22 protein-coding genes are annotated in these 25,011 nt (G+C 60.5%); 15 read left to right on the forward strand and 7 right to left on the reverse strand.

Annotated features, from left to right (window positions below; translation table 11 throughout):
• Positions 1-157 precede the first annotated feature (157 nt).
• On the reverse strand, positions 158-1,690 hold the full coding sequence (locus QMX98_RS10435; RefSeq protein WP_010464226.1) for an AhpA/YtjB family protein: 1,533 nt from the start codon (positions 1,688-1,690) through the stop codon (positions 158-160).
• 135 nt (positions 1,691-1,825) lie between these two features.
• Between QMX98_RS10435 and serB the strand changes: the two genes are divergently transcribed.
• Entirely contained in the window at positions 1,826-3,040 is a 1,215-nt protein-coding gene (gene serB, locus QMX98_RS10440; RefSeq protein ID WP_010464223.1) for a phosphoserine phosphatase SerB, read from the forward strand.
• Between the two features lie 147 nt (positions 3,041-3,187).
• On the opposite strand, the gene QMX98_RS10445 is transcribed toward serB, so the two are convergent.
• A complete protein-coding gene (locus QMX98_RS10445) occupies positions 3,188-4,966 on the reverse strand; it encodes a molecular chaperone (protein ID WP_282410734.1) in 1,779 nt (592 codons plus the stop codon).
• Positions 4,967-5,164: 198 nt separating this feature from the next.
• Here QMX98_RS10445 and QMX98_RS10450 point away from each other — a divergent pair, with 198 nt between their 5' ends.
• Positions 5,165-5,566 (forward strand): hypothetical protein, encoded by a 402-nt coding sequence (locus tag QMX98_RS10450; protein ID WP_042932429.1) that lies wholly within the window; start codon positions 5,165-5,167, stop codon positions 5,564-5,566.
• A gap of 56 nt (positions 5,567-5,622) precedes the next feature.
• On the opposite strand, the gene asd is transcribed toward QMX98_RS10450, so the two are convergent.
• From asd to QMX98_RS10465, 3 genes are read right to left on the reverse strand one after another with little or no spacing between them, the layout of a single operon-like run.
• Entirely contained in the window at positions 5,623-6,483 is an 861-nt protein-coding gene (gene asd, locus QMX98_RS10455; RefSeq protein ID WP_282410735.1) for an archaetidylserine decarboxylase, read from the reverse strand.
• 18 nt (positions 6,484-6,501) lie between these two features.
• A complete protein-coding gene (locus QMX98_RS10460; RefSeq protein WP_010464217.1) occupies positions 6,502-7,317 on the reverse strand; it encodes a rhodanese-like domain-containing protein in 816 nt (271 codons plus the stop codon).
• A 43-nt stretch (positions 7,318-7,360) separates the two neighbouring features.
• A complete protein-coding gene (locus tag QMX98_RS10465) occupies positions 7,361-8,899 on the reverse strand; it encodes an HDOD domain-containing protein (protein ID WP_083375179.1) in 1,539 nt (512 codons plus the stop codon).
• A gap of 166 nt (positions 8,900-9,065) precedes the next feature.
• Between QMX98_RS10465 and motA the strand changes: the two genes are divergently transcribed.
• Both motA and motB read left to right on the forward strand, forming a co-directional pair.
• Entirely contained in the window at positions 9,066-9,917 is an 852-nt protein-coding gene (motA, locus tag QMX98_RS10470; RefSeq protein ID WP_077750234.1) for a flagellar motor stator protein MotA, read from the forward strand.
• Between the two features lie 3 nt (positions 9,918-9,920).
• Positions 9,921-10,949: a flagellar motor protein MotB gene (gene motB, locus QMX98_RS10475; RefSeq protein WP_282410736.1), complete on the forward strand. Its 1,029-nt coding sequence runs from the start codon at positions 9,921-9,923 to the stop codon at positions 10,947-10,949.
• Between the two features lie 218 nt (positions 10,950-11,167).
• On the opposite strand, the gene rsgA is transcribed toward motB, so the two are convergent.
• Positions 11,168-12,199, reverse strand: coding sequence for a small ribosomal subunit biogenesis GTPase RsgA (gene rsgA, locus QMX98_RS10480; RefSeq protein WP_010464204.1), 1,032 nt, complete (start codon positions 12,197-12,199; stop codon positions 11,168-11,170).
• A 107-nt stretch (positions 12,200-12,306) separates the two neighbouring features.
• Here rsgA and orn point away from each other — a divergent pair, with 107 nt between their 5' ends.
• Both orn and QMX98_RS10490 read left to right on the forward strand, forming a co-directional pair.
• A complete protein-coding gene (gene orn / locus QMX98_RS10485) occupies positions 12,307-12,849 on the forward strand; it encodes an oligoribonuclease (RefSeq protein ID WP_007995036.1) in 543 nt (180 codons plus the stop codon).
• Between the two features lie 222 nt (positions 12,850-13,071).
• Positions 13,072-13,683, forward strand: coding sequence for a trimeric intracellular cation channel family protein (locus tag QMX98_RS10490; protein WP_007945604.1), 612 nt, complete (start codon positions 13,072-13,074; stop codon positions 13,681-13,683).
• Here QMX98_RS10490 and queG read toward each other — a convergent pair.
• Entirely contained in the window at positions 13,665-14,744 is a 1,080-nt protein-coding gene (gene queG, locus QMX98_RS10495; protein ID WP_083375176.1) for a tRNA epoxyqueuosine(34) reductase QueG, read from the reverse strand. The two genes, QMX98_RS10490 and queG, sit on opposite strands and share 19 nt — an antisense overlap.
• A 63-nt stretch (positions 14,745-14,807) precedes the next feature.
• Here queG and QMX98_RS10500 point away from each other — a divergent pair, with 63 nt between their 5' ends.
• The 9 genes from QMX98_RS10500 (at position 14,808) to hflC (ending at position 24,878) form a co-directional block, all read left to right on the forward strand.
• The gene (locus QMX98_RS10500; protein WP_282410737.1) at positions 14,808-16,307 is read left to right on the forward strand and encodes an NAD(P)H-hydrate dehydratase; all 1,500 of its coding nucleotides are present in this window, start codon (positions 14,808-14,810) and stop codon (positions 16,305-16,307) included.
• Positions 16,295-16,765, forward strand: a complete 471-nt coding sequence (gene tsaE, locus QMX98_RS10505) for a tRNA (adenosine(37)-N6)-threonylcarbamoyltransferase complex ATPase subunit type 1 TsaE (RefSeq protein WP_077750238.1) — start codon at positions 16,295-16,297, stop codon at positions 16,763-16,765. The genes QMX98_RS10500 and tsaE overlap by 13 nt, the downstream gene beginning before the upstream one ends.
• Entirely contained in the window at positions 16,766-18,193 is a 1,428-nt protein-coding gene (locus QMX98_RS10510) for an N-acetylmuramoyl-L-alanine amidase (protein ID WP_042932425.1), read from the forward strand. It abuts the gene before it with no gap.
• Positions 18,194-18,201: 8 nt separating this feature from the next.
• On the forward strand, positions 18,202-20,100 hold the full coding sequence (mutL, locus tag QMX98_RS10515; protein WP_010464199.1) for a DNA mismatch repair endonuclease MutL: 1,899 nt from the start codon (positions 18,202-18,204) through the stop codon (positions 20,098-20,100).
• Entirely contained in the window at positions 20,100-21,071 is a 972-nt protein-coding gene (gene miaA, locus QMX98_RS10520; RefSeq protein WP_282410740.1) for a tRNA (adenosine(37)-N6)-dimethylallyltransferase MiaA, read from the forward strand. The genes mutL and miaA overlap by 1 nt, the downstream gene beginning before the upstream one ends.
• 94 nt (positions 21,072-21,165) lie before the next feature.
• A complete protein-coding gene (gene hfq / locus QMX98_RS10525; protein ID WP_007902656.1) occupies positions 21,166-21,426 on the forward strand; it encodes an RNA chaperone Hfq in 261 nt (86 codons plus the stop codon).
• A 12-nt stretch (positions 21,427-21,438) separates the two neighbouring features.
• Positions 21,439-22,740 carry a ribosome rescue GTPase HflX gene (gene hflX, locus QMX98_RS10530; RefSeq protein WP_010464197.1) on the forward strand — a complete coding sequence of 434 codons (1,302 nt, stop codon included), beginning with the start codon at positions 21,439-21,441 and terminating at the stop codon, positions 22,738-22,740.
• Positions 22,741-22,836: 96 nt separating this feature from the next.
• Positions 22,837-24,009 carry an FtsH protease activity modulator HflK gene (gene hflK / locus QMX98_RS10535; protein ID WP_010464196.1) on the forward strand — a complete coding sequence of 391 codons (1,173 nt, stop codon included), beginning with the start codon at positions 22,837-22,839 and terminating at the stop codon, positions 24,007-24,009.
• Positions 24,009-24,878 (forward strand): protease modulator HflC, encoded by an 870-nt coding sequence (gene hflC, locus QMX98_RS10540; RefSeq protein WP_010464195.1) that lies wholly within the window; start codon positions 24,009-24,011, stop codon positions 24,876-24,878. Before hflK ends, hflC begins: the two co-directional genes overlap by 1 nt.
• Positions 24,879-25,011 lie beyond the last annotated feature (133 nt).

Raw genomic sequence — 25,011 nt, forward strand, 5'->3', positions numbered from 1 at the left:
GGCTCGCTCCCACAGGTTTTGTGTCGTACACCTATCGCGCGAACGACGCAGGACCTGTGGGAGCGAGCCTGCTCGCGAAGAGGCCGGGACACAGGCAACAAAAAAGCCCGCAGACGATCACTCGTCTGCGGGCTTCTTCACTTCTGGGGTTTAAGGCTTACGCCCGACGCTCATGCATCCGCGCCAGTTGTCGCTCCAGCATCGACGGATAAGGCTCCATCAACCGCTCCACACAGCACGCACCCTCAGGGCTGGCAATCGGGCGGATCCGCGCACGCTGGCGTATCAGCGCGTCGTCACCGATCTTGCGCTCCACCAGCAGCAGGTTGCGGCTGTGTTGCGACAAGGCCAGGGCATCCTGAGCGGCTTCGGTCAGCAGCAGGTCGATCTGGCTCAGACCGAATAGCTCATCACCCAGCGTCAGGCCCAGCTGCAATTGCAGGGTGATGCCGCTGTCTGCAACTTCAATCTGCAACTGATGACCCAAGGCTCGCAGCAATTCACCGCAGCAGATTGCGTTGGTCAGGTAATCGTCGCCGCTGTCTTCGGTGTGGAAAAGCATCAGCGTGCTGCCATCGTTCAGGGTGTGCAGTTCGCTCTGATAGAGCGAAGCTGCCTGATCGAGGCAGTCGCGATAGCGTTTCAGCAGTTCTTCCAGCCGGGTGCGAGGCAGACGACGCAGTTGATCTTGAGCCCCCAGCTGCACGGCCAGTACGGCGCTGTGCTGCGGCACGTTCGAAATCACCGGTTTGGCGAGCGGTTTAGGCGCAACGTCGGCCGATTCATCGCGCAAGTCAGCAAACGCATCGTCGTCATCGTCGTCTTCAACGGTGCTGACACTGCGCCGTGGCGCTGGCTTGAGGCCGGCCACAGGTTTGCTTTCATCGAAACTCGGATCCCGCAGGTTGCGCACTTCGAAGGACGGCTCGTTATCGTCGGCGTCTTCATAGTCGCTGTCGTCGTATTCCGGCTCCGGCACGGGTTCCGGTTCGGCCGGCTCCGGCGCGAAGTTGGCGTGCAGCTGACGGGCCAGATCGCCGATCTCGTCCTGGCGCTCGGTGGCCGGGGTGTATTCGTCGATATTGCGCAGCCACACGCGCAGTTGCAGCAGCGGCGTGGAGATGTGCCGGCCCAGGCGCAGGCTCAAGGCCAGGGACAGGGCCAGCAGAATCGCACTCAAAATGCCCATGCTTTGCAGGCTGATGGTCATGGGCTGCTGGAACTGATCCATGTCCAGGCTGATGCGCAGTTGCCCGGCGGTGACGTCCTGGAACGTGATCTTGCTCTGGTACATGCCCTCGGCTTCGCCCAGCAGGCTGTGCTTGGGGCGCTGACCGGCTTCGGCGAGGATGCGGTTATCCACGCTGTAAATGGCGGCGTGGGCCACCAGCTTGTTTTTGGTCAGGTTGTTGAGCAGCACGTTGAGGCTGAGGATGTCGTTGGACACCAACAGCTCCGTGGCGGACGTGGCAGTCTGCGTGGTCAGGCTTTCACCCAGCGCATCGGCCTGCTCGTGCATGGCCTGCTTGAACTGCAAACCCATCACGCAGGCGTAGATCACCAGGGCCAGAGCGACCAGGATCACGTTATGGCTGGCGATGCGCAATGCAATCGGTACACGGCGGTGGCGCAGTGCACGGAAGATCAGCAGAAAGAAGTTATCGGTTTTTACTGGCGTGGGCCGGTTCACTTGAGCTCGGCTCTTTTGTCCGTGAAGTTGACGCGCAGTATAGCGACAGGCCCTAGACCGGCAAAGCGCTCACGGTGCCCGATGGTCACTGAAAGTGGGTAGAATGCGGTTTTTTTCCACTTGCGGGGGTGCGCCTTGCGCGAAATCGTCCTGATAAACATCACGGGAGTCGACCGACCGGGTCTGACTGCGGCCATTACCGGTGTTCTGGCCCAGGGTGGTGTGAACATTCTCGACATTGGTCAGGCGGTGATCCACGACACCCTGTCGTTCGGCATCCTGGTTGAAATTCCTGATACCGAGCAAGGCAAGTCGGTGCTCAAGGACATCCTGTTCAAGGGGTACGAGCTCGATCAGCAGGTGCGATTCACCCCGGTGTCCGAAGGGGATTACCAGCAGTGGGTCGGCAATCAGGGCAAAAAGCGCCACATCGTGACGCTGTTGACCCGCAAAGTAACCGCCGGACAGTTGCAGGCCGTGAGCTCGATCACCGCCAAATATGGCCTGAACATCGACCACATCGATCGCTTGTCCGGGCGCATGCCGTTGGACACCCCGGCCGACAAGGGCAAGGGCTGCATCGAGTTTTCCGTGCGCGGCGAAGCGGCTGACCCGCAGGCGCTGCGGGCTGAATTCCTCAGCGTCGCCCAGGAACTGAACGTCGACATCGCCTTTCAGGAAGATTCGCTGTTTCGCCGTAACCGCCGCCTGGCGGTATTTGACATGGACTCGACGCTGATCGAAGCCGAAGTCATCGACGAACTGGCCAAGGCAGCGGGCGTGGGCGATCAGGTGTCGGAAATCACCGAGCGAGCGATGGCCGGTGAACTGGATTTTCGCGCGAGCTTCAAGGAACGCCTGGCCTTGCTCAAGGGGCTGGACGTCAGCGTGCTGGATTCGATCGGTGCTTCGTTGCGCCTGACTGAAGGCGCCGAAACCCTGTTTGCCGAGCTAAAGCGTCTGGGCTACAAGACTGCGATTCTGTCGGGCGGCTTCACCTACTTCGCCAAGCAATTGCAGGCCAAGTTGGGCATCGACTATGTGTTTGCCAACGAGCTGGAAGTGGTCGACGGCAAGGTCACCGGTGTGGCGGTCGAGCCGATTGTCGATGCGCAGCGCAAGGCGGATCTGCTGAAGGAGCTGGCGCACAAGGAAGGTTTGCGCCTGGAGCAGACCATTGCGGTCGGCGACGGTGCCAACGATTTGCCGATGCTGGCAATTGCCGGCCTGGGCGTGGCGTTCCGCGCCAAGCCGCTGGTGAAGCAGTCGGCAAAGCAGGCGATTTCCACCCTTGGATTGGATGGCGTGCTGTATCTGCTGGGCTTTCGGGACCGTGACGGGCAGCTCTGAGTCTCCCCAGGGCTGAAAGGCGCTTGTGGCGAGGGAGCTTGTCGGATCGCCGCACCGTCCCGCTGGGCTGCGAAGCGGCCCCGAAAAAGGACTGCTACGCAGTCCATACGGGAGCAAGATCCCTCGCCACAGGTATTGGATTCATCCTCAGAGCGACTTCCACAACGAATCGAAATCCTCCTCGACGCCGCTCCCCGCGGCGTTGTCGTTTCTGCTCGCCTCCAGCGAACGGTAGGCAAACTGATTGAAGCTGTTGGTGCTCGCTACTCGCCGATCCAGCCCGGCGCGGCGTTCCTGGCCGTTGGTGTTGATCAGCACTTTGCTGCCTTCCTGAAAGGGCAGGCGCGGAGCGAGCAACGTGGCGGGCAGGTCGATGGCGCTGATTTCCGGCAGCAACAGGCCGCGCAGATATTGACTGTGGTCGTCCCGCGTTCGCACCAGTTGCAACCCGCAAGGCTCGGCGTAAGGCGCGACCTGCTCGATCCCCATTTGCGTCCCGCCACCGCGCACCTGACGAATCCAGCGCACCACCGCAATACTCCAGCCCTGATTGGTAGAGTCCTGGATGCCGATCATTTCGCCAGCCTGCAACTCGGCGGGCACCGCGTCGGGCCACGCCAGGCAATAACCGCCGGGGCTGTGGTTGATGACCGGCAGGGCGTAAGTCGGAAAGTGCCGATTGTTATCGGCCGCCTCCTGGCCGTCGTCGCTCTGGAGGTGCGGGTATTCAATTTCTTCGTAGGGCAACAAGGTATCGGCGCTGCCGTGGGGGGCGGCGTCGAACGCGTGGTGCCATTGGTCCTTTCCCTGGTTCGTCGGGGGCGCTGCCGAGAACTGCGCGAGTCGAGTGCCGGAGTTTTTCAGAATATCGCTGAACGAACGTTGCCCGCCCAGGTAGAAGTGCAATGCGCTCATGCCCACACACAAGGTCAAGGTGCCTTGGCCAACCGTGCGCTGAAAACTGCGCTCGGCCGCCTGGCCCCAGGCAGCGTGCAGGTGTTGCAGGGTATCCAGGCTCAGCCCGGTCGGTACCGGCAGCGGCGTTGTGCCGTCATTGCCTTGCAGATGCGCTTCGATGGCGGCGACCAGCGGCTGCGGATCAATCCCCAGCAAACCGGCCTGCTGCTCGGCCCTGAATTTCGAACGATAGCGCGGCCCGGTGTCGAGGTCCGCCGCGACGGCAAACAATCCGTCTGCGGGTTGGCCGGGTTGCAACTTTATCCATTGGCTCCAGGGCTCCAAGACCTCGGCGAGCCGGGCGATCTGGTTCTGGCGCAGTTGATTGCAGCGGGACGCGCCCAGCAGCAGGGCGGTTACATAAGTCTGTTCGACGCTCAGGGTTTTGGTCTGGCTGGCCAACTCATCGCGCAGGCTCAGGTGCTGGAGTTTGAGTGCGCAGGCGATCCGATACAGCTGATGCAGCTCCAGCCACAGGCCTTCCGGTACCGGGCAATACAGTTGAGTCGAGCGAATCAGCGGCCCGTTCAGGCAATGGATCGCCCGCTGCAACGCTTGGGTCAGCAGCGATGCTCGGTCCTTGCTGAAGCGCGGGGTGATGCGCACGACGATCTGTTTGTAACCAATCGCCAAGTGATTTTGCAGGGCCTGGCAGAGGTTGGCGATCTTGCGCGAACGCTCGTCGAGCACTATCGCCTGGTGCAGGAAATGCCGTTCCAGGTGTTTGCAGACGTAATACACCTCGGGTCGCAACAGTTCGAGCAGTTGCAGGCGATTGTCGCTGGGGGTGAGCAGCTGGTTGAGTTCGCTCAAGCCTTGATAGAGCAGGCGAGCGGTTTCACCGATGTTTGCTTTGGGCAGGTTGGCGATCCAGCGCTTGAGGTCGCGTGGCGTCGGTTCACAGAATGTCAGGCGCAATTGAGCCGGGATCGGGGCGCGTAGCAGCAGGTGAGGGCTGGTTTCATTCATGCCGTAGAAAAACTCCAACCGGGAAATGGGCAGTGAATGATCTGACTGTAGCAGTTACGGATGTCGACCGTTTGTCTGTCAGTCGAGTGCTGCCCGGGCGTACTACTAATCTGACACACGTGCGACTGGATACGCACGGTCGTGCGGCCTGCTGCCTACGCAGGGCAGGTCTCTTGTAACTTCAAGGAGATGAGGTTCATGTCTAGATACGTAGTGGCAAATCAATGGGGCGGTAGTTCGGCACCCTGGCATCCGGGCGGAGACTGGACGTTGGGTGCGAGGGACAACCAGAACGTGGTCGCGATCGAGATCAAATCGGGCGATGGCGGGAAGAGCTTCACCGGCACAATGACTTACGCGGGTGAAGGTCCCATTGGCTTCAAGGCTCAGCGCACGGGCCAGAACCAGTACAACGTGGAAAATCAGTGGGGCGGCAATGACGCTCCATGGCATCCGGGTGGTAAGTGGGTCATCGGCGGCCGTGATAATCAGAACGTTGTGGCGTTGAGCGTCACCTCCAGTGATGGAGGGAAAAACCTCAGTGGCACCAATACCTACGCCAACGAAGGGCCGATCGGCTTTCGTGGGCAGATAGAGTAACGGCGCTACCGAAATGTCCGCCCCTTCGAAGACGTTCGACGGGGCGGATTAGCCAATCAGGCTGCTGGCAGGCCCAGCGCCTGGCCCATTTGTACTGGCGACAGGGCGCCGAGCCCTTCAACCCACTTCACCTGATCCGGCCCGAACAGCACCACAGCGGTCGAACCCAGCTTGAAGCGACCCAGTTCCTCACCTTTTTCCAGATGGGTTGGCGCGCGGGCGGCTTCGTCGTAACGGAAGGTTTTCAGCTCGCGTTTCGGCGGCGTCACCAGCCCGGCCCACACGGTTTCAATCGACGCCACGATCATCGCGCCCACCAGCACCACGGCCATCGGCCCGCGCTCGGTGTCGAAAATGCACGCCACACGTTCGTTGCGGGCAAACAGTTCCGGCACGTTTTCGGCGGTGGTCTGGTTGACCGAGAAAATCCGGCCCGGGATGTAGACCATCTCGCGCAGGGTACCGGCCAGCGGCATGTGCACGCGGTGGTAGTCTTTCGGTGACAGGTAAATCGTCGCAAAGTCGCCGCCCATGAACGGCGCAGCATTGGCGGCATCACCGCCCAGCAATTCCAGCACGCTGAAGCTGTGGCCCTTGGCCTGGAACACGCGGCCATGTTCGATCGGGCCGAGTTGGCTGACCGCACCGTCGGCCGGGCTGAGAATGGCGCCCGGGGTTTCATCGAGCGGGCGAGCGCCGTCTTTCAAGGCGCGGGTGAAGAACGCGTTGAAGTGCTCGTAAGCCGTCAGGTCTTCGACCAGCGCCTGGGACATGTCCACCTGATAGCGCTTGGCGAACCAGGCGGTAAAGGCATTCTTGAACCAACGCACGCGGCATTCGGCAATGCAGCCGGCCAGTCGCGAGAGCAAGTGGTGAGGCAGCAGGTATTGGCTGAGGATAAACAAACGCTTATTCATGGACTGTCCTTAAAAACCTTAAATCTCTACGGGCGTATCGGGGTGGTTGCCCCATTCGCCCCAGGAGCCGGCGTAGCCTTTGACCCGCGGATAACCGAGGGATTTGGCCACCAGATAAGTGAAGCCAGAGCGATGGTGAGTCTGGCAGTGGGTAATGACTTCTTTGTCTTTGGTGATACCGAGTTGTTCCAGGATCTGCGGCATGTCCGTGCGGATGCGCAGGTTGCGCGCTTGATCCATGCCGGCCGTCCATTCGAAATTCACCGCGCCGGGAATGTGTCCGGCCTTGGCTGCGAGGACTTTCTCGCCGGAGTATTCCAGAGGGCCACGCGCGTCCCAGATCGCCAGGTCGGCGGCACCGAGGCGGCTTTGCAGGTATTCGCGGGTGGCGGTCGGCTCGTCGTGCAGGGTCAACGCAATCGGGCCGCCAGCGGGGGCCGGGATCTGGATCGACATGGGCATGCCTTCTGCCAGCCAGGCTGTCAGGCCGCCGTCGAGATAGTGGTAGTTGCGATGGCCGATGACATCGAGCAGCCAGATAAAGCGCCCGGCCCAGCCGCCGCCTTCGTCGTCATAGACCACGTAGGTGGCATTGGCGTTATGTCCCAACTCACCGAACAACGTTTCGAGTGCCGCTTGCGGCGGCATCAGCCCAGGCGCAGGCGCCTGGCCGAGTTGTGTGCGTTTGGGATCGACAAAGCGTGCACCGGGAATATGCCCTTCGGTATAGCGGGCACTGCTGGTCAGGTCCACCAGAATCAGTTCGCGGGACTCAAGGCGAGGGAGCAAGTCGCTCGGCTCGATGACCAGCGCCAAGCCAGAGAAGTCAGACATGTGAGGTCTCCAGAGCACAAAAGGGAGGATTGTAGCGCAGCATTCATTGACCGCGCTGGCTAAAGCTATGGAGTGCCTTTTCAATGCACTGCGCGGTTTTACCGAAGGCTTGCACGGTGATTTCCGAGAATGGCCCGCCGCCCTGATCCGCCACAACGACCATGATCACCCGACCATTGTTGACCAGCGAGCGCAGCAGCAGGTGTTCGCCGCGAAACTGCGCACGCAGGCTGGCGGGTAGCAGCGCCGAGAACTGGGCGTTGTTGGCCGGGGTCAATCGCACCTGGGCCTGTTGCGAGAGCAACCGTTGCAGCACAGTGCTCTGACTCACGACCAGGTTTAGCCCCGCCGCTTCCTTCGCCAGCCCGGCCGTTTGATGCGCACGCAAATTGGCGTGGGTGCGGTCAGCCATCAATATCATCACTCGACGCATACCGCATGCGACCAGTGCGTCCCGGGCCGACGTGGTCAAGTGCATCGCATTGGTGAAGCGGCTCGGCTCAACCAGCAGTTCAGCACATTGTTTACGCCATGCCGTCAGGTTTTCGGTGGTCGGCGCCGGTGCCGGCAGCAACCCGGCGTGAATGCGGTTCACGCCCGAGGGCCAGATCAACGCTACGGCGGGGTGCCAGATGTCCGGCATGGCGTGCTGGTGTGCGCTGTTCACGGCTTGTTGATGCAGTTGCTGCTGCACGTCGCTCATCGGCATTTGCAGGTAAAGGCTGGTCAGGTATTGCCAGCGCTCGCTGTGCGGGCTGTCCCAGGCCTGTTGCGCCGACAGTGCCAGCCCATTGGCCAGCAACACGGTATTGGCCGGTTGGTTGAGCCAGCGACGCAAGGTCGGATCGTCATCGAGGCGATTTTGCTGGCGCAAGGGATGCTCGCTGTCCCGGGCAATACGCAGGACTTTGACCAGTTCGCGCTGCTCGTTGAGCAGCAGGCGATAACCTTGCTGCACCCAGATCGGCAGGCGCCAGATGTCCACCAGCGCCTGGCAGATGTCCAGCAGGCGAACGCCGAACAGGTCCTTTTCGACTTTGCGCGCTGACTCGCCTTTATGAATGACCCGCAGTTCCCATTCTTCGAGCAACTGCGGATGAGTCAGCGCCATCGGCCAGAGCGGCGAGAGAAATAGCAGGCTGCCCCAGTGGATGTCCTGCCAGAGCCGCGCCAGGCGAGCGGCAAAAAAACCGTTGGCCTGTTGGGTCGCGTGCTGGCTGATCATCTGCAGCTGACGCAACGCCACCGGGATCTGTGATTGCGGTTCGGCAGGCAACCGGGCGAGCAATTCCTCGGTGCGTTTCAACCCGAGACGATTGATCGCCACCTCAAGGTTTTCCGCCGGGTCGGTCATGCTGCCGTGGGTATGACGATTGGCTTCACGAATCACGCTCAAGGCCAGGGCCGGGCTGTCCTGCAACAATTCGGCGATGTCGCGAATCGAGCTGCGGTTGTCGGCGAGGGCCTTGCAGACACGGTCGTGACTGTCTTGCGGAACCGGCAGACGCACGCCATCGAGAAGCTTGACCCAGCCTTCAAGAGTGGTTGGTTTTGGGATCGGGGTGTTCGTTTCGTTAGCCATGGTTGGACGTGATCATCGTCTGCATTACCTATGCCCAGAGAGGGCTAAATTAGCTTTTCGCTTGAACTGGCTATAGTCTGGCGCAGTTTTGCCGATAAGTAGAAGAAGAGATTTTTTAACTTCCGAATATGACCTTGAACCCGACTCAGTAAGTGCTCTCCTACCTATGGCTAAAATAATCGGCATCATCGTCGTATTCGCGAGCGTGCTCGGCGGATACGTGCTTTCCCACGGCAAGATTGCCGCCCTGATTCAACCTTTCGAGGTGTTGATTATCGGTGGTGCGGCCCTCGGTGCATTCCTGCAGGCCAACCCAGGTCACATGTTCAAACTCGTTCTCAAGAAAGCGCTGGGAATGTTCAGTTCGCGGTTCAACCACACGTTCTATCTGGAAGTGCTGGGCCTGATCTACGAGATCCTCAACAAGAGCCGCCGCGAAGGCATGATGGCGATCGAAGGCGACATCGAAGACGCCGCCGCGAGCCCGATCTTCGCCAAGTACCCTGCGGTTCTGAAAGATGACCGCATGACCGCCTACATCTGCGATTACCTGCGCATCATGTCCTCCGGCAACATGGCGCCCCATGAGCTCGAAGGTCTGTTCGACATGGAACTGACCAGCCTCAAGGAAGACCTCGATCACCCGTCCCACGCCGTGAACGGCATCGCCGACGCCATGCCTGGCTTCGGTATTGTTGCGGCCGTATTGGGTATCGTGGTGACCATGGCCTCCCTGGGTGAAAGCGATCAGAAAATGATCGGCTTACACGTGGGTGCGGCACTGGTAGGTACTTTCTTCGGTATTCTCGCCGCCTACGGCTTCTTCGGCCCGCTGGCCCATGCCCTGGCCCACGAAGCCAAGGAAGAGCTGAACGTCTACGAAGCCATCAAGGCTTCGCTGGTTGCTTCGGCTTCCGGCATGCCGCCATCGCTGGCAGTGGAATTCGGCCGCAAGGTTTTGTACCCGGCCCACCGTCCTAGCTTCGCTGAGCTGGAACAAGCGGTTCGCGGTCGCTAAGTCATGGAAAACAACCAGCCGATAATCATCAAACGCGTAAAAAAATACGCGGCCGGACATCACGGGGGCTCCTGGAAAATCGCCTTCGCTGACTTCGCGACGGCGATGATGGCGTTCTTCCTGGTGCTGTGGTTGTTGTCCACCGCAACGCCGGAACAGAAGATTGCCATCGCCGGTTACTTCAAGGACCCGGTCGGTTTTTCCGAAAGCGGCACGCCATACATCATCGATCTGGGCGGCTCCCCGACCCTGGCGCCGGAGAACACCCTCAATCCTGAGGTGAAGTCTCAGCCGCAGCCGGACCGAGTCACCGTCGACACCGACCAGGTCGAAGGCATGGCCGAACAGGTGGAGAAGGAACGCCTGGAACTGTTGCTGCAAGAATTGCAGAACAAGGTCGATGAAAACCCGCAGCTGCAAAAATTCAAGGACCAGATCCTGTTCGAAATCACACAGGACGGCTTGCGCATCCAGATCATGGACGCGGAAAACCGGCCTATGTTCGACTCAGGCTCAGCGCGTCTGAAACCGTATTTCGAAGACATCCTGCTGGCCATGGCCGACACCATCAAAGCGGTGCCGAACAAGATCAGCATCAGCGGCCATACCGATGCCAAGCCGTACTCGGGCACCGGTGATTTTGGCAACTGGGAACTCTCGGCCAACCGTGCCAACGCCGCCCGCCGTGCCCTGGTCGCCGGCAGCTATCCGGATCAGCAAGTGGCGCGGGTGGTCGGTTATGCCTCGTCGGCGCTGTTCGATCGCGAGAACCCGTTCAACCCGGTCAATCGCCGGATCGACATCGTGGTGCTGACCAAAAAGGCCCAACGCGCCATCGAAGGTTCGCAAGGCGCTGAACCGACACCTGCGCCAACGCAAGGGCAGGGAGGTCCGGGCGAAGTGCCGGCCACGCCGATCGATCCGAACGCATTGCCGGCGGATAAACAACCGCTGCCGGCCCATGAGCTTCGTGAGCGATTGAATATCTTCGAAGACCCGGCACCGAAACCAGTGGAGCCGCCGAAGCAGTGACCCACAACAATCAAGCCGACAGAGATGTCGGCTTTTTTGTGCGGCTTTCACGGGTTTGGACGTCACTGCATTTTTAGCGTGGACATAGTCCCTGTGGGAGCGAGCCTGCTCGCGAAGGCTTTGTGTCAGGCGACGGGGGGGCGGTGTACATATCCATTTCTGCGGTAACGGCCGCCCATGGATCATGTTCGTGGCATCACGAACATGATCACGGCTACTTAATAACTGGTTTCGGGCAGGCTGGCGATGATCGAGCGATAGCTGTTCATCCGTTGCTGCTGCACGCGGCCTTCTTCCAGCGCCTTGAGCAGGGCGCAACCCGGCTCGCGGTCGTGCTTGCAGTCGCGGAAGCGGCAGGTGCCGATCAAGTCGTTGAACTCGATGAAACCGGCTTCGACGTCGGCACGGCTGACGTGGCCCAGACCGAATTCGCGGATACCCGGGGAGTCGATCAACTCACCGCCACCGGGGAAGTGGAACAACCGCGCGGTCGTGGTGGTGTGGGTGCCCTGGCCGGACAGCTCGGACAGCGGGCCGACACGGGCTTCGACTTCCGGCAGCAGGCTGTTGACCAGCGAGGACTTGCCGACGCCGGACTGGCCGACGAATACGCTGATGCGTCCGTCCAGCTGTTTTTGCAGCTGTTCCATGCCGTTGCCGTGGTGCGCCGAGACCTCCAGCACCGGGTAACCCAGCGTGCGGTAAACCGCCAGCAAGGCATTCAGCGCCGGGGCGTTCTGCTCGTCGATCAGGTCGAATTTGTTGAGCAGCAGCAGCGGACGAATCCCGGCGTGCTCGGCAGCGACCAGGTAACGGTCGATCAGGTTCGCGTGTGGCTCGGGCAGCGGGGCGAAGACGATGACGATCATATCGACGTTGGCTGCAACGGGCTTGAGCTGGCCACGGCTGTCCGGACGGCAAAGTTCGGTTTTACGCGGCAGTTGCGCCACGATTACCCCGATGCCTTGGTTGCCGGCACGCCAGACCACCTGATCACCAGTCACCAGCGCCGGCAGGTTGGCGCGCAAATGGCAGCGGAACACTTCGCCGGCCAGTTCGCCCTCAAGGGCTTCGACTTCGACCTGCACACCGAAGTGCGCGATCACCAGGCCCGTCTGTTCCGGACCCAGGTCGCCGCCCTCAAGTGCCTCGACAGCCGAGGACTCGCGTTTGGCGGCGCGGGCAGCGCGTTCACCTTGGATCTTTTCGATGCGCCAGTTTTGACGACGATTGAGTTGGCGTTTGGCCATGGGTGTTCCGTATCAAGAATGCAGCGATTAGGTAAAACGGCCGCGAGTTTAGCACGCCCGGGCGCCGCCCTAGGCTAAACTGCGCAGCATTGCCTAGGAGCCGACATATGCAAAACCCGCAGAATCTGATCTGGATCGACCTGGAAATGACCGGTCTGAACCCTGATACCGACGTCATCATCGAAATGGCGACCATTGTCACCGACAGTGACCTGAATACCTTGGCCGAAGGGCCGGTGATCGCTATTCACCACAGCGACGAGATCCTCGCCGGCATGGACGAGTGGAACACCCGTCAACACGGCGGCTCGGGCCTGACCCAACGGGTGCGCGACAGCCGCATCAGCATGGCCGAAGCCGAAGCCGAGACCATTGCCTTCCTGGAGAAATGGGTGCCAAAGGGCAAGTCGCCGATCTGTGGCAACAGCATCTGCCAGGACCGTCGCTTCCTTTATACCCACATGAAATCCCTGGAAAGCTACTTCCACTACCGCAACCTCGACGTGTCGACCCTGAAAGAGCTGGCCGCACGCTGGGCACCGGACGTGCGCGACAGCTTCAAGAAAGGCAGCACCCACCTGGCCCTGGACGACATCCGCGAATCCATCGCCGAGTTGCAGCACTACCGCAAGCATTTCATCAAGTTCTGAAGGGTGTCGGGCCTTTGTGGCGAGGGAGCTTGCTCCCGCTCGGCTGCGAAGCAGTCGTAAAACCTGCAAATGCGGTGTGACTGGAAGAATGCCGGGGAGCGCTTCGCGCTCCAGCGGGAGCAAGCTCCCTCGCCACAGGTTGCGTGTGATGCTTTCTCTTGCCCTCTTTTGGTGCCGGGACTAAATGGCTAGACTGCGCGCCTTTCTGCAAGGACCGCCACCATGTTGCTGATGCTCTACCTGATCGCCATCACCGCCGAAGCCATGACCGGTGCCCTGTCCGCTGGTCGTCGCGGTATGGACTGGTTTGGTGTGGTGCTGATCGCCTGCATCACGGCGTTGGGCGGCGGTTCGGTGCGCGACGTGCTGCTCGGTCACTACCCGCTGACGTGGGTTAAACACCCGGAATACTTGGTGCTGACATCGATTGCAGCCATGTTCACGGTTTTCGCTGCGCGCTGGATGCGTCACTTGCGTTCGCTGTTTCTGGTGCTCGACGCCGTGGGCCTGGTGGCATTCACCCTGATCGGCTGCATGACCGCCCTGGAAATGGGTCACGGCATGCTGGTGGCCTCGGTCAGCGGCGTGATCACCGGGGTGTTCGGCGGCATCCTGCGCGACATCTTCTGCAACGACATCCCGCTGATCTTCCGCCGCGAACTCTACGCCAGCGTCTCGTTCGCTGCGGCGTGGTGCTACATGCTGTGCATCTACCTGCAATTACCCGGCGAACAGGCGATTTTGATCACGTTGTTTGGCGGTTTCCTGTTGCGGTTGCTGGCGATTCGTTTCCACTGGGAAATGCCGAAATTCGTTTATAACGACGAAGCCTGACGCTCGGCGTGTTGTTTCAGCGCCCACTCGACATGTTCACGCACCAGCTCCGACGGATAGTCGCGCCGCGCTTTCAACGCTTCCAGCACCGGAATGCTCGAGGGTGCGTTCCCTAGCCCCACGGCGAGGTTACGCAACCAACGCTCGTAACCGGCACGGCGCAATGGTGAACCTTCGGTGCTGCTGAGGAACCTGTCCTCATCCCACATGAACAGTTCAGCCAGTTCGGCGTTGTCCAGGTTATGCCGTGGCTTGAAGTCGCTTTCGCCGGACGGGCGAGCGAAGCGGTTCCACGGGCAGACAATCTGGCAGTCATCGCAACCGAACACCCGGTTGCCGATCAACGGGCGCAAGTCTTCGGGGATCGCGCTTTTCAGTTCGATGGTCAGGTAAGAAATGCAGCGCCGGGCGTCCAGCACATAGGGGCCGACGAAGGCGTTGGTCGGGCAAATGTCCAGGCACGCAGTGCAGCGCCCGCAATGTTCGGTGCTGTGCGGTGGATCGACTGGCAGCGGCAGATCGACAAAGAGTTCGCTGAGGAAGAAGTAACTGCCGGCCTTGCGATTCAACACCAGGGTGTTTTTGCCGATCCAGCCCAGGCCGGCCTTTTCTGCAATGGCCTTTTCCAGCACCGGCGCGCTGTCGACGAAGGCGCGGTAGCCGAACGGCCCGATGACCGCCTGAATTTTTTCTGCCAGTTGTTGCACACGTTTACGGATCAATTTGTGGTAATCACGGCCCAAGGCATAACGCGATACGTAGGCTTTTTCCGGTTGGGCCAGTAATTGCGCCATTTGGGTATCGCCGGGCAGGTAGTCCATGCGCAGGGAAACTACGCGCAACGTACCGGGGACAAGCTCTTCGGGATGCGAGCGTTTGCTGCCGTGGGCGCCCATGTAATCCATTTCGCCGTGGTAGCCGGCCGCCAGCCAGCGCTCCAGGTGCTGCTCATGCTCGGCCAGGTCGAGGCCGCTGATGCCGACTTGCTGAAAGCCCAGCTCGCGGCCCCAGTCCTTGATGGATTGGGCGAGGGCGGGCAGGTCTGTAGTAATAGCGGGCATGAGGCGAGAGAAACCGGAGCTGAGGTGCGTATAATTCTGCCAGACATCGGAGCCCGAAGACGCATGCCGCACACTAAAGATGATTTACCCGACGCGCTGTACAGCGCCGCGCACGTGCGAGCCCTCGATGCGAATCTGATCGCGGCCGGCACGCCGGGCTTCGAATTGATGCAGCGGGCAGCGCGAGCGACCTGGCGTGCACTCGTCCGTCAGTGGCCGTCGGCGAATGAATTGACAGTCGTGGCCGGTCGCGGCAATAACGCCGGTGACGGTTATCTGGTGGCGGTGCTGGCGCGGCGTGCCGGTTGGCATGTCCGGGTCTTGGCGGCTGGCGATCCCCAGCGTTTGCAGGGGGACGCGGCGCTGGCCCATGCCGAGGCGGTGTCCGAGGGCATTGCGGTTCAAGCCTTCACTGCGCAGTCGGAATTGCGTGGAATCGTGCTCGACGCCTTGCTCGGTACCGGTTTGACCGGCGAAGTGCGAGAGCCGTTCGCCAGCGCGATCACCGCAATCAACGCCAGTGGACTGCCGGTGGCGGCGGTGGATATCCCTTCGGGTTTGTGCGCCGATACGGGGCGCATATTGGGCACGGCTGTCCGAGCTGATCTGACCGTGACCTACATTGCCTTGAAGGTGGGATTGTTCACGGGGGACGCCGCGGATGTGGTCGGCGAACTGGTGTTCAACGATCTGCAAGCCAGCGCCGAGTCGTTTAACGGGGTCGACATTGATGCACGGCGCCTGACAGCCGGTAATTTGCCGCGTCTGGCAGGTCGCGCGCCAACCGCCCATAAAGGCAAATTCGGTCACGTCTTGCTGATCGGCGGTGATCGTGGCTTCGGCGGTGCCATTCTACTGAGCGCGCAGAGCGCATTGCGCAGTGGTGCGGGCATGGTGTCCGTGGCCACACGCAGTGAACATGTGCCAGCGGCGTTGGCGAGAATTCCTGAAGCGATGGTGTTGGGCACTTCCTCGGCCAATCAACTGATGGAACTGCTGCAAAAGGTTTCCGTGTTGGTGGTCGGCCCGGGCCTGGGTCAGGCTGCCTGGGGGCGCAGTCTTTTGTCGGCGGCGGCCAACGCGCCGTTGCCGCAAGTCTGGGATGCCGATGCGTTAAATTTGCTGGCTTCAAACCATGTGAGCTTGCCCAAGGACTGCGTGATCACGCCGCATCCGGGTGAAGCGGCGCGGTTGCTGGGGATCAGCACCGCCGAAGTCCAGGCTGATCGCCCGGCGGCAGCTCATGCATTGAGCAAAAAATATACAGCTGTTGTGATTCTTAAAGGCGCCGGCAGTCTGATCGCCAGCCCCGACGGGCGCCTGGCGTTGTCTCATCAAGGGCATCCGGCCATGGCCACCGCGGGTTTGGGTGATGTGCTGGCCGGTCTGGTCGGCGCGTTGCTGGCCCAAGGCATGGACGCGTTCAACGCTGCTTGTCTGGCGGTCTGGCTGCACGCCAATGCCGGCGAGCAACAAGGTAAATCGGGCCGCGGGCTGGCGGCCAGTGATCTGATCCCAGCCATTCGTCAGTTGTTGGAGGAGCAAGCACCGTGTCTGAAGTAACCCTGTACCTGGCCGATGAAGAGGCGATGACCGCATTTGGCGCACGCATCGCACAAACCACCCAAGGGCACGGTCTGATTTTTCTGGAAGGCGATCTGGGGGCGGGGAAAACCACGCTGTCACGGGGCATCATCCGTGGCCTGGGGCATGTGGGAGCCGTAAAAAGTCCGACGTTCACCCTGGTCGAGCCTTACGAAATCGGCGACATCCGGGCCTTCCATTTCGACCTCTATCGACTGGTCGATCCGGAAGAACTGGAGTACCTCGGTATCCGCGATTACTTCGAAGACGACGCGCTGTGCCTGATCGAATGGCCCCAGAAGGGTGCAGGCTTTTTGCCAAAGCCCGACCTGACCATTACCATTAGCCCGCAAGACAGCGGGCGTTCGCTGAAAATTTTGTCCCAGGGCTCGCGCGGCGAGTCGTGGTGTGCCGCTTTGGCATTGGAATCCAATTAAATGATGGGGTCAGGTATGCGCTTTCGCGCGATGGTAGCTGCCGTAGGGATGTTGTTTTTGGCGGTGACCGTCGACGCTGTGGCCGAGACTAAGGTCAACAGCGTTCGCCTGTGGCGGGCGCCGGATAACACACGGTTGGTGTTCGACCTGACCGGGCCGGTGCAACACAGCGTTTTCACCCTGACCTCCCCGGATCGGCTGGTGATCGACATCAATGGCGCCTCCCTTGGCTCGCCGCTGAACGTCAACACCTCGAACACCCCGATTACCGCCATGCGCTCGGCCCAACGCACGCCGACCGATTTGCGGGTGGTCATCGACCTGAAAAAAGCTGTTACGCCAAAAAGCTTCACCCTGGCGCCAAATGCCCAATACGGCAATCGATTGGTGGTCGACCTGTTCGATAACGCCGCCGATGCCGCGCCAATACCGGCGCCGACCAATGTCGCGACGGTGGCGCCGGTGCCGGTCACGCCGGTAGAGCCTCCGGTGAAGCTGCCGCCTGCGCCTGCCGGCAAACGCGACATCATCGTGGTGATCGACGCCGGCCACGGCGGCGAAGACCCGGGTGCCTCGGGGTCTCGCGGTCAGCGTGAAAAAGACGTGGTGCTGGCCATCGCCCGCGAATTGCAACGCCAGGTCAACGGCATGAAAGGCTTCCGCGCCGAACTGACCCGTACCGGCGACTACTTCATTCCATTGCGCGGCCGTACCGAAATCGCCCGCAAGAAAGGCGCCGACCTGTTCGTCTCGATCCACGCCGATGCCGCCCCTTCGGCTGCGGCGTTCGGTGCGTCGGTGTTTGCCCTGTCTGATCGCGGCGCCACCTCGGAGACGGCCCGTTGGCTGGCCGATAGCGAAAACCGTTCCGACTTGATCGGCGGTGCCGGCAACGTCAGCCTCGACGACAAGGACCGCATGCTCGCGGGCGTGCTCCTCGATCTGTCGATGACGGCTTCCCTGACGTCCAGCCTGAACGTTGGTCAAAAAGTCTTGAGCAACATCGGTCGCGTCACGCCGCTGCACAAACAGCGCGTGGAGCAGGCCGGGTTCATGGTGTTGAAGTCGCCGGACATCCCGTCGATCCTGGTGGAAACCGGGTTCATCTCCAACGCCAACGAAGCGTCCAAACTGGCTGCCGCGAACCACCAGCAGGCGCTGGCGCGTTCGATCAGCAGTGGCGTGCGCCAGTTCTTCCAGCAAAACCCGCCGCCGGGCACCTACATCGCCTGGCTGCGTGATTCCGGCAAGATCGCTCAAGGCCCACGTGACCACCGGGTAAACCCGGGCGAGACGCTGGCGATGATTGCCGTGCGTTACCAAGTGTCTCCGGCCACATTACGCAGCGCCAATAACCTGAAAAGCGACGAGCTGAAAATCGGTCAGACCCTGACCATTCCCGGCACAGAACTGGCGTCCAAAGAATGAATCAGGTGTTGACCCATGCGGCTCGCATCGAGCTGCTCAGCCCGCGACTGGCGAACCAGATTGCCGCCGGTGAGGTGGTTGAACGCCCGGCCTCGGTGATCAAGGAGTTGCTGGAGAACAGCCTCGACTCCGGCGCCAAACGCATCGACGTCGATGTGGAGCAGGGTGGCGTCAAGCTGTTGCGGGTGCGCGATGACGGCAGCGGCATTTCGGCCGATGACCTGCCGCTGGCCCTGGCGCGACATGCCACCAGCAAGATTCGCAACCTGGAAGACCTCGAGCAGGTCATGAGTCTCGGGTTTCGCGGTGAAGCCCTCGCCTCGATCAGCTCCGTGGCGCGTCTGACCCTGACGTCCCGGACCAAGGATGCCGACCAGGCCTGGCAGGTCGAGACCGAAGGCCGGGACATGGCCCCCCGGGTTCAACCCGCGGCTCATCCGGTGGGCACCTCGGTTGAAGTGCGCGACCTGTTCTTCAACACCCCGGCGCGGCGCAAATTCCTCAAGACTGAAAAAACCGAATTCGATCACCTGCAAGAAGTGATCAAGCGTCTGGCGCTGGCGCGTTTCGACGTGGCGTTTCATTTGCGTCACAACGGCAAAACCATCCTCAGCCTCCACGAAGCCCATGACGACGCGGCCCGTGCGCGGCGAGTGGCAGCGATTTGCGGTTCAGGTTTCCTGGAACAGGCGCTGCCGATCGAAATCGAACGCAATGGCCTGCATTTGTGGGGTTGGGTCGGGTTGCCGACGTTCAACCGCAGCCAGGCGGACTTGCAGTATTTTTTTGTGAACGGCCGTGCCGTGCGCGACAAACTGGTGGCCCACGCGGTGCGCCAGGCGTATCGCGACGTGCTGTTCAATGGTCGGCACCCGACGTTCGTGCTGTTTTTCGAGGTCGATCCGGCCGGTGTCGACGTCAACGTGCACCCGACCAAACACGAAGTGCGCTTCCGTGACGGGCGTATGGTCCACGACTTTCTCTACGGCACCTTGCACCGCGCCTTGGGCGATGTGCGACCGGATGATCATCTGGCTGCGCCGGTGGCGACGGCGATCGTTCGGCCGACCGGCATAGACGCCGGTGAATTCGGTCCCCAGGGCGAAATGCGCCTGGCGGCCAATGCCCTGCTGGAGCAGCCTCAGGCGCAGCCGTCGTTCAATACGACGGCAGGCTCGGGCGCTGGCGCCGGTTATCAGTATCAATACACGCCGCGTCCTCAGTCCGGCGTGCCAGCGGCTGAAGCCCAGGCGGCGTACCGGGAGTTTTTTGCACCTTTGCCAGAGGCAAATGCCGTCGCGCTCCCGGCCGGTCAGGATGATATTCCTCCATTGGGCTATGCATTGGCGCAGCTCAAAGGTATCTACATTCTCTCGGAAAACGCCCAAGGCCTAGTGCTGGTGGACATGCACGCCGCCCACGAACGGATCATGTACGAGCGCCTGAAAATCGCGATGGCCAGCGAAGGCCTGAGCGGCCAGCCGCTGTTGGTGCCGGAATCATTGGCGGTTAGCGAGCGCGAAGGCGATTGCGCCGAAGAAAACGTCGCGTGGTTCCAGCGTCTGGGCTTTGAACTGCAGCGCCTCGGCCCGGAAACACTGGCGATCCGGCAGATTCCAGCCTTGCTCAAGCAAGCTGAAGCGAATCGATTGGTGAGTGATGTGTTGGCCGATCTGATGGAATACGGCACCAGTGACCGTATCCAGGCGCACCTCAACGAACTGCTTGGCACCATGGCCTGCCACGGCGCGATTCGGGCAAACCGGCGTCTGGCGCTGCCGGAAATGAACGGTCTGCTGCGGGACATGGAAAACACCGAGCGCAGCGGTCAATGCAACCATGGCCGACCGACCTGGACCCAATTGGGCCTGGACGATCTGGACAAACTGTTCTTGCGCGGTCGTTGATGAGCCAGCTCCCACCTGCGATTTTCCTGATGGGCCCGACCGCAGCGGGCAAGACTGATCTGGCCATCGAACTGACCAAAGTGCTGCCTTGCGAGCTGATCAGTGTCGATTCGGCGCTGGTCTACCGCGGCATGGACATCGGCACCGCCAAGCCTTCGAAAGAGATTCTGGCCGAGTTTCCGCACCGTTTGATCGATATTCTTGACCCGGCCGAGAGCTATTCGGCGGCGGATTTTCGCCGTGATGCGCTGGAGGCGATGGCCAAGATCACTTCGCGAGGCAAAATTCCGCTGCTTGTAGGCGGCACGATGCTCTACTACAAGGCTTTGGTCGAAGGACTGGCAGAAATGCCGGCGGCGGATCCCGAGGTTCGTGCGCAGATCGAAGAAGAGGCTGCACGCCTTGGCTGGCAAGCCCTGCACGAACAATTGGCGCTCGTAGATCCGGTTTCGGCGGCGCGAATTCATCCGAACGATCCGCAGCGACTCAGTCGAGCGCTGGAAGTTTATCGCGTCAGCGGTCAGAGCATGACCGAGCTGCGGCTGAGACAAAGTGCGCAAAGTACTGAAGCAGCCGCTTCGGGACTGCAACAATTGCCCTATACTGTCGCGAACTTGGCCATTGCTCCGGCAAATCGCCAGGTACTGCACGAGCGAATTAAACAAAGATTCACAGTTATGTTGGAACAGGGATTCATTGACGAGGTCGTAGCCCTGCGTAAGCGAAGTGACCTGCATTCCGGGTTGCCGTCTATACGTGCGGTAGGCTACCGACAAGTCTGGGACTACCTGGATGGCAAGCTGACCCAAGCCGAGATGCAGGAGCGTGGAATCATTGCCACGCGCCAATTGGCAAAGCGTCAGTTCACCTGGCTGCGCAGCTGGGCTGATTTACACTGGTTGGACAGCCTGGATTGCGACAATCTGCCGCGCGCCTTGAAATACCTGGGGACCATCTCCATATTGAGCTGAGTCCTTGCAATTGCCGTCTATCCTTGGGGGTGTGACGGCCACAAGCCATCTGTTTACCTATTTTTTATATTGAATCCTTAAAGGAGTGCGGCACATGTCAAAAGGGCATTCGCTACAAGACCCTTACTTGAATACTTTACGTAAAGAGAAAGTTGGGGTGTCCATCTACCTGGTGAACGGGATCAAACTGCAAGGCACGATCGAGTCTTTCGACCAGTTCGTTATCCTGCTGAAAAACACCGTCAGCCAGATGGTTTACAAACACGCTATCTCTACAGTGGTGCCGGTTCGTCCAATTCGTCTGCCTAGCGCAACCGAATCCGAAGCAGGTGACGCTGAGCCAGGTAACGCCTGATAGGAGTCTCCTTTGTTCTTTGAGCGCCACGGTGGTGGTGAGCGAGTGATCCTCGTTCACTTGGATGGACAGGACCCTGAGGCGCGCGAAGATCCGCAGGAGTTTCAGGAGTTGGCTAATTCGGCTGGCGCCGAGACCGTTGCGTTTTTTAACGTGCCGCGTCATCGGCCAACCGCCAAATTCCTGATTGGCAGCGGCAAGGTCGAGGAACTTCGCGACCTGGTCCATGCCGAGAAGGCAGATCTGGTGATCTTCAATCACATCCTCACGCCCAGTCAGGAACGTAACCTCGAACGTGTTTTCGAGTGTCGCGTGATCGACCGCACGGGTCTGATTCTCGATATTTTCGCCCAGCGCGCCCGTACCCATGAAGGCAAGCTCCAGGTAGAACTGGCCCAGCTTGACCACATGAGCACCCGGCTGGTTCGTGGCTGGACTCACCTTGAGCGTCAAGGTGGCGGTATCGGCATGCGTGGCCCGGGTGAAACCCAGCTGGAAACCGACCGCCGTTTGCTGCGGGTACGCCTGCGACAGATCAAGGGCCGACTGGAAAAAGTGCGCAGTCAGCGCGAGCAGTCGCGACGCGGCCGTTCGCGTGCGGATATTCCTACCGTGTCCCTTGTGGGCTATACCAACGCCGGCAAATCCACGCTCTTCAATAACGTGACGAAATCCGACGTGTACGCGGCTGACCAGTTGTTTGCCACGCTGGACCCGACCTTGCGCCGTCTGGAGCTCGACGACCTGGGGCCGATTGTCCTGGCCGATACGGTGGGTTTCATACGCCACTTGCCTCACAAACTGGTTGAGGCATTTCGGTCTACGCTCGAAGAGTCGAGCAACTCAGACCTGCTGTTGCACGTGATCGATGCGGCCGAACCGGATCGCATGTTGCAGATCGAGCAGGTGATGGTGGTGCTGGGCGAGATCGGTGCCCAGGACTTGCCGATCCTCGAGGTCTATAACAAACTCGATTTGCTTGAAGGCGTTGAGCCACAAATCCAGCGCGACGAAAACGGCAAGCCCCAACGGGTCTGGCTGTCGGCGCGTGATGGCAGTGGTCTGGAATTGCTTGAGCAAGCCATTGCCGAGTTGCTGGGCGGTGATTTGTTTGTTGGCACCTTGCGCTTGCCGCAACGTTTTGCTCGACTGCGTGCGCAGTTTTTCGAACTCGGTGCGGTGCAGAAAGAAGAACACGACGAAGAAGGCATCAGCCTGCTGGCCGTTCGCTTGCCACGGGTTGAGTTGAATCGACTGGTGAGTCGCGAAGGTCTGCAACCGATGGAATTCATCGAACAACACACTTTGCAATAAAAGCCTGAAAAAGCGGTTGTGCCGCGGTGACAGGCATTCTGTAGCATTGGTCGGCGCGCCGTGGGTGCGTCTTTGCTTTATCAGATGGAGAGCGCTATGGCTTGGAATGAGCCGGGTGGCAACTCGAATAATCAGGATCCTTGGGGTGGCAAGCGCCGCAATAACGGCGACCGCAAGGGACCACCGGATCTCGACGAGGCCTTCCGAAAGCTGCAGGAAAGCCTGAACGGGTTGTTCGGTGGTGGTAAGAAACGCGGTGATGACGGCGGTGGTTCGGGCAAGAGTGGCGGCTTCGGCGGCCTGCTCGGCATCGGCCTGGTCGTGTTGGCGGCCGTATGGCTGTACAGCGCGGTCTACGTAGTCGACGAGCAGGAGCAAGCCGTGGTGCTGCGCTTCGGCAAGTACTACGAAACCGTCGGCCCGGGCCTGAACATCTACTTCCCGCCGATCGATCGCAAGTACCTGGAAAACGTCACGCGTGAGCGTGCCTATACCAAGCAGGGTCAAATGCTCACTGAAGACGAGAACATCGTCGAAGTGCCGCTGACCGTGCAGTACAAGATCAGCAACCTGCAGGACTTCGTGCTGAACGTCGATGCGCCGGAAATCAGCCTGCAGCACGCGACCGAAAGTGCCTTGCGCCATGTGGTGGGTTCCACCGCGATGGACCAGGTGCTGACCGAAGGTCGTGAGTTGATGGCCAGCGAAATCAAGGAGCGTCTGCAACGCTTCATGGATACCTATCGCACCGGTATCACCATCACTCAGGTGAACGTACAGAGCGCAGCGGCACCGCGCGAAGTACAGGAAGCCTTCGATGACGTGATCCGTGCCCGTGAAGACGAGCAGCGTTCGCGCAACCAGGCTGAAACCTACGCCAACGGCGTCGTGCCGGAAGCCCGTGGTCAGGCCCAGCGTATCCTCGAAGATGCCAACGGCTACCGTGACGAAACCGTCTCGCGCGCCAAGGGTGAGGCTGATCGCTTCACCAAACTGGTGAGCGAGTACCGCAAGGCCCCTGAAGTCACCCGCGAGCGTCTGTACCTGGACACCATGCAGGAAGTCTTCACCAACACCAGCAAGGTCCTCGTGACCGGCAACAAGAATGGCCAGAGCAATCTGCTGTACTTGCCGCTGGACAAGATGGTCGAAAGTGGTCGCAACACCAGCACTCCGGTGACCGGTGCGGCAGCCACCAGCAATGAAGCGAATGCGCGTGCGGCAGCTGATCTGCAGCAACAGCAAGCACGTACCAGGGAGAGTCGCTGATGAGCAATAAATCGCTGATCGCCCTTATTGTCGGCGTCGTCGTGGCCATCGCTGCCTGGAACTGCTTCTACATCGTGGCTCAAACCGAGCGTGCGGTGCTGCTGCAGTTCGGTCGGGTGGTCCAGGCCGATGTTCAGCCGGGCCTGCATGTGAAAGTGCCTTACGTTAACCAGGTGCGCAAATTCGACGCACGCCTGATGACGCTGGATGCACCGACGCAACGCTTCCTGACGCTGGAAAAGAAAGCCGTGATGGTCGATGCCTACGCCAAGTGGCGCGTGAAAGATGCCGAGCGCTTCTACACCGCGACTTCCGGCCTCAAGCAGATTGCCGACGAGCGTCTTTCCCGTCGTCTGGAATCGGGCCTGCGTGACCAGTTCGGTAAGCGCACGCTGCACGAAGTGGTGTCCGGTGAGCGTGATGCGCTGATGTCCGACATCACTGCCTCACTGAACAAGATGGCGGAAAAAGAGCTGGGCATCGAAGTTGTCGATGTTCGGGTCAAGGCCATCGATCTGCCGAAAGAAGTGAACCGCAGTGTGTTCGAGCGTATGAGCTCCGAGCGTGAGCGTGAAGCTCGCGAGCACCGCGCCAAGGGTAACGAGCTGGCAGAAGGCATCCGTGCCGACGCCGATCGTCAACGCCGCGTGCTGCTGGCTGAAGCCTATCGTGAATCCGAAGAGGTTCGCGGTGATGGTGATGCCCAGGCCGCTGCGATCTACTCCAAGGCCTACGGCCAGGATCAGGAGTTCTACGGTTTCTACCGTAGCCTGCGCGCCTACCGTGAAAGCTTCGCGAACAAATCCGACGTCATGGTCCTGGACCCAAGCAGCGACTTCTTCCGTTACCTGGAAAAAGCCAAGCCTTGATACGATGTTGACCTGAATCATCCCCCGCCTGGCGGCTAAAGCCTCGGGCGGGGTGATCCTTTGGGAAAACGTGTGTATGATGCGGCAGCCGGGAAATTCCCGGCTTTTTTGCGTCTGCACGTTTGATTGCTGT

The organism is Pseudomonas sp. PS02303, assembly GCF_029959925.1.
Taxonomy (GTDB): domain Bacteria; phylum Pseudomonadota; class Gammaproteobacteria; order Pseudomonadales; family Pseudomonadaceae; genus Aquipseudomonas; species Aquipseudomonas mandelii.